The organism is Flavobacterium sp., assembly GCF_044371705.1.
Classification (GTDB): Bacteria; Bacteroidota; Bacteroidia; order Flavobacteriales; family Flavobacteriaceae; genus Flavobacterium.
This window is the reverse complement of the sequence record NZ_JBILTE010000232.1, coordinates 1-3,628: the sequence shown is the minus strand read 5'-3', so window position 1 is coordinate 3,628 and position 3,628 is coordinate 1. Positions and strand designations below refer to the sequence as shown.

The window sequence follows — 3,628 nt, the reverse complement described above, 5'->3', positions numbered from 1 at the left end:
TCGCCTTTAGATACGGATGATTTAATCAAAATGGTTGGCGGAACACCTTTGATTGTCAAATTGTTGGAAGGAACTCAAGGAAAAGGCGTTGTTTTAGCAGAAACTAAAAAAGCTGCAGAAAGTGTAATAAACGCTTTCAAGAGTCTGAATGCCAATATTTTAGTACAAGAATTCATCAAAGAAGCCAACGGAAAAGACTTGCGATTATTTGTAATTGATGGTAAAGTCGTTGCCACAATCCAAAGAGAAGCATTAGCAGGAGAATTCAGAGCAAACATCCATTTGGGAGGAACCGCGTCGGTTGTAAAACCTACCAATGAAGAAAAAATTATTGCTGTAAAAGCCGCCAAAGCAATGGGATTGAAAGTTGCCGGTGTGGATATTATCCGCTCGAGTAAAGGTCCGCTTTTATTAGAAGTGAACTCTTCACCCGGATTAGAAGGAATTGAAGGAGCGACCAACAAAGATATTGCGGGAGAAATGATTAAGGCGATTGAGAAGAATTTTAAGGTGAAGTAAAGATATTATAATTGAAAATATTATTTTTTTGATGTTATAAACGAGTTGTAAACCATTTGAGAAAAACATTCTACATATCGATTTTAATTTTTGTACTTAGCGGAATTGCTAATGCTCAAATATCTGGCCAACTGTTTCAGAATGGGTCGGAAATTCCGGGAATTGAAGTATATTTCAAAAACTCTGAACAAAAAGTAGAATCTGACTTTAATGGTTATTTTAAATTGCCAATGCCAAAAGGAACTGAAAAAAATGACCTGATTTTAAGTGGATATGGAATCACAATAGAAATACAAAACGTGGAAATAGACACGACTAAATATGATTTAGAAAAATTTGAATTTCCAGCCTTCAAGAGTATTAAAATAAACGAATATGAAAAACTCACGAAATCTGAAAAAGAGAATTGCTATCCAATATATCATTGGACTGAATTAGTAGGTTATTATTATACTAGAAAACTTGAGAAAGATTATCTAACTTTAAATTGTAACCATGACATTTCCAATTTCGAATACAATTCAGTAAGTAAAACAATAAAAGTTGACTGGAATACAATTATGAATTGTAAATAACAAACAGTGTAAAAATCGAGTAGACTTCGACGCTAGAAACTAACAGAAAAAGCTACCTCAATTAAACTTGATTAGCACAAATCAATCGATTAACTATTCCATCTCAATCTCAAAACTCTTTAAAAAGCCAATTACTTTAAAATTTTTAATTTTTTTTATTAATTTAAAACAAAAATCAGACATTTGCTTTTCAAAACATTATTTTGAATTTCAAAATTTTATTTATCTTTGCAAAAAGATTTTTAATGCGAATTGTTACTTTCAAAAGAATAAAAGAATTTTCTGAGAATCATACTGATGCCGAAAGTGCTTTAATTATTTGGTATTACACAGTAACTTCTAAGGATTGGAATTCGCTAAATGATATTAAAAAGGATTTTAATACGGTTGATTATGTTGGCAATAATCGTTTTGTTTTCAATATAAAAGGAAATACCTATCGATTAGTTGCAATTATTTCATTCAACGCAAAAAAAGTGTACATCCGTTTTATTGGAACGCATGCTGAATATGACAAAATAAAAGACATCAAAAATATATAGCGATGATCAAAACAAAAAAAGAATATAATGTATTGCTTCAAAGAATTGAAGAACTTTTACAAAATCAAGAAAACATCGAAAATCAAGAGGCTGAAGGCTATATTGAACTAAATATTTTGTCGGACCTTGTTGCTGATTATGAAGAAGCAAATTATCCCGTTAAAAAACCGACGCTAATTGAAACCATGAAATTACGTATGTATGAACGTGGACTCAATCAAAAACGTTTATCGGAATTATTGGGGGTTAGCACTTCAAGAGTTAGTGAATATTTAACAGGAAAAACGGAACCTACGTTAAAAACAGCAAGAGATATCAGTAAAAAATTAGATATTGATCCTACTATTGTATTAGGATTATAAAAAATTAATTTTGCTTTAAATAGTACTTTGTTTAATTCTCCATCTCAATGGCAATACTCTTCAAAAACGCAATTGAGTTTTCAATATCATAATGTAAAATACGATCTTCTTTAACAAAAGGAACTTCTGAACGATACGATTTTAAAAATTGTTCAATAAAATCACTCGATTTTAAAGGTCTCCTGAAATCAATCGTTTGCGAAGCATTCATTAACTCGATGGCCAAAATACGTTCTAAATTTTCTAGAATTTTCAAACATTTCGTAGCTGCATTGGCTCCCATACTCACGTGATCTTCTTGACCATTACTGGAAACAATACTGTCAATACTAGCAGGAGTGGCCAATTGTTTGTTCTGACTTACGATACTTGCGGCAGTATATTGCGGAATCATAAAGCCGGAATTCAATCCCGGATTGTCGACTAAAAATGCAGGTAAGCCTCGTAATCCGGAAATCAATTGATAGGTTCTTCTTTCGGAAATACTGCCTAATTCGGCCAAAGCAATTCCAAGAAAGTCTAAAGCTAACGCCAACGGTTGTCCATGGAAATTTCCACCGGAAACAATAATATCCTCGCCTACAAAAATATTTGGATTGTCGGTTACGGAGTTAATCTCCGTTTTAAAAACACGTCGGGCATAATCAATCGCATCTTTGGAAGCACCATGCACTTGCGGCATGCAACGGAACGAATACGGATCTTGCACGTGAGCTTTTGGTTGTCTGATAATTTCGCTTCCCTCTAAAAAATCAGTGATTCGTTGAGCCGTTTCAATCTGACCTTTGTGCGGACGAACCAAATGAATCAGTTCGTTAAACGGATCCATTCTTCCATCAAAACCTTCTAAAGAAATCGTTCCAATTAAGTCGGCTAAGTACGATAATTTATAAGATTTCAATAAAATAGAAACTCCATAAGCACTCATAAATTGAGTACCATTCAACAACGCCAAACCTTCTTTGGATTGCAAAACAATTGGTTTCCATCCAAAGTGCTTTAAAACTTCGGTGGAAGCTACTTTTTTACCTTCAAAGTACACTTCGCCTTCACTTAACAAAGGCAAACTCAAATGTGCCAAAGGAGCTAAATCACCGGAAGCACCTAACGAACCTTGCGTATAAATTACAGGTAAAACATCATGATTGTAAAATTCTATCAAACGTTCCACTGTTTCCAGTTGCACACCCGAATGTCCGTAACTCAATGATTGAATTTTAAGCAACAACATCAATTTTACAATGTCTTGAGGGACTTCGTCACCCGTTCCACAAGCATGTGATTTTACTAAGTTTTCCTGAAGTTGCGAAAGATTTTCATTCGAAATTTTCACATTACACAACGAACCAAAACCCGTATTTATACCGTAAATCGGAGCGACATGCGTCTTCATTTTTTCATTCAGATAATCACGACATTTTTGAATATTCACCTTTGCCTCTTCTGACAATGCCAAGGTTTTATGCTCGAAAATAATTTGATTTATTGTTTCTAGAGAAAGTAATTCTGAACTGATATAATGCGAGTAATCCATTGGTTGTTGTTGAAGGGGCAAAATTCCGCAAACGTTTGCATAAATGCAAAAAAATTGTGGTTTTTTTAATAACAAAAAGAGATTAAAAAGTTATCC

General features: G+C 33.5%; 5 protein-coding genes. 4 read left to right on the top strand and 1 reads right to left on the bottom strand.

The window, feature by feature from the left end; translation table 11 throughout:
- The 4 genes from ACIQ2S_RS12140 to ACIQ2S_RS12125 all read left to right on the top strand — a co-directional run.
- A partial coding sequence (locus tag ACIQ2S_RS12140; protein WP_396176361.1) for a RimK family alpha-L-glutamate ligase occupies positions 1–519 on the top strand: 519 nt, incomplete at its 5' end.
- Positions 520–575: 56 nt separating this feature from the next.
- Entirely contained in the window at positions 576–1,094 is a 519-nt protein-coding gene (locus tag ACIQ2S_RS12135) for a hypothetical protein (protein WP_396176359.1), read from the top strand.
- A 245-nt stretch (positions 1,095–1,339) separates the two neighbouring features.
- Complete coding sequence (locus tag ACIQ2S_RS12130; protein WP_396176357.1) at positions 1,340–1,636, top strand: type II toxin-antitoxin system HigB family toxin; 297 nt, start codon at positions 1,340–1,342, stop codon at positions 1,634–1,636.
- Between the two features lie 2 nt (positions 1,637–1,638).
- Complete coding sequence (locus ACIQ2S_RS12125; RefSeq protein ID WP_396176355.1) at positions 1,639–1,998, top strand: type II toxin-antitoxin system HigA family antitoxin; 360 nt, start codon at positions 1,639–1,641, stop codon at positions 1,996–1,998.
- A gap of 31 nt (positions 1,999–2,029) precedes the next feature.
- Here ACIQ2S_RS12125 and hutH read toward each other — a convergent pair whose 3' ends face one another.
- Entirely contained in the window at positions 2,030–3,532 is a 1,503-nt protein-coding gene (gene hutH / locus ACIQ2S_RS12120) for a histidine ammonia-lyase (RefSeq protein WP_396176353.1), read from the bottom strand.
- Positions 3,533–3,628 lie beyond the last annotated feature (96 nt).

Bases quoted from the DNA above. Each gene is read 5' to 3' on its own strand.
- ACIQ2S_RS12130 (WP_396176357.1), top strand. From the start codon at position 1,340: ATGCGAATTGTTACTTTCAAAAGAATAAAAGAATTTTCTGAGAATCAT.
- ACIQ2S_RS12125 (WP_396176355.1), top strand. From the start codon at position 1,639: ATGATCAAAACAAAAAAAGAATATAATGTATTGCTTCAAAGAATTGAA.
- hutH (WP_396176353.1), bottom strand. From the start codon at position 3,532: ATGGATTACTCGCATTATATCAGTTCAGAATTACTTTCTCTAGAAACA.